Here is a 1,530-nt window from a genome sequence, read left to right as displayed (position 1 = left end):
CTCTCGCATTTACAATATGATAAAAGATGCTGGAATTGAAGAAGTTGATGGTAGAAGAAAATATAACTTCTTTAGTAATCAGCTATTTGGATTAGAGGATGCTTTAGAACGCCTTGTGGAAGAATATTTTCATCCATCTGCAAAACGATTAGATGTTAGGAAACGTATTTTGTTATTAATGGGGCCTGTTAGTGGGGGGAAATCAACATTAGTTACGATGTTGAAACGAGGATTAGAAACATATTCACGAACAGATCGTGGAGCGATTTTTGCAATAAAAGGATGCCCAATGCATGAAGATCCACTTCATTTAATTCCGCAACATTTACGGAATGATTTCTTTGATGAATATGGAGTAAGGATTGAAGGGAATTTATCACCATTAAATGTTATGCGTCTAGAGCAAGAATATGGGTCAAGAATTGAGGATGTAGTTGTAGAGCGTATTTTCTTCTCTGAAGATCGCCGTACAGGAATTGGTACATTTAGTCCTTCTGATCCAAAATCACAAGATATTGCCGATTTAACAGGTAGTCTAGACTTTTCTACAATTGCAGAATACGGTTCGGAATCAGATCCTCGTGCATATCGATTTGATGGAGAATTAAATAAGGCGAACCGCGGCATGATGGAATTCCAAGAGATGTTAAAATGTGATGAGAAATTTTTATGGCATTTACTATCGCTTACACAAGAAGGGAATTTTAAAGCAGGAAGATTTGCGCTTATTTCAGCAGATGAATTAATTGTAGCGCATACAAATGAAACAGAGTATCGTTCCTTCATAGCAAATAAGAAAAATGAAGCATTGCATTCACGAATTATTGTAATGCCGGTTCCATATAATTTACGGGTTAGTGAAGAAGAACATATTTATGAAAAAATGATTCGTGAAAGTGATGTGTCCAATGTTCATATTGCACCGCATACACTTCGAGTTGCAGCRATGTTCACTATTTTAACTCGTTTAAAAGACCCGAAGCGTCCAGATATTGATTTAATTAAAAAGATGCGTTTATATGATGGAGAAACGGTAGAAGGATATAATACGATTGATGTAGAGGAACTGCAACGCGAATATCAAGATGAAGGTATGAAGGGGATTGACCCTCGTTATGTCATTAACCGAATTTCTTCTACAATTATTCGAAAAGAGGTACCATCTATTAATGCACTAGATGTACTGAGATCGTTAAAAGACGGATTGGATCAGCACCCGTCAATTAGTAGTGAGGACCGAGAGCGCTATATGAATTTCATCTCATTAGCGAGAAAAGAATACGATGAAATTGCTAAGAAAGAAGTACAAAAAGCATTTGTTTATTCATACGAAGAATCAGCTAAGACACTTATGGATAATTACTTAGATAACGTCGAAGCATACTGCAATAAATCAAAATTACGTGATCCGTTAACTGGTGAAGAAATGAGCCCAGATGAAAAACTTATGCGTTCGATTGAAGAGCAAATTGGAATTTCAGAAAATGCTAAAAAGGCATTCCGTGAAGAAATTTTAATTCGCATTTCTGC

General features: G+C 36.0%; 1 protein-coding gene. It reads left to right on the top strand.

The genetic code is table 11. The features are described 5' to 3' along the window. A partial coding sequence (locus AC1DJR_RS29405; RefSeq protein WP_477004190.1) for a PrkA family serine protein kinase occupies positions 1 to 1,530 on the top strand: 1,530 nt, incomplete at both ends.

The sequence above is a fragment of the Bacillus sp. 05T31 genome (genome assembly GCF_056396725.1).
This window is presented reverse-complemented; position numbering and strand designations above follow the sequence as displayed.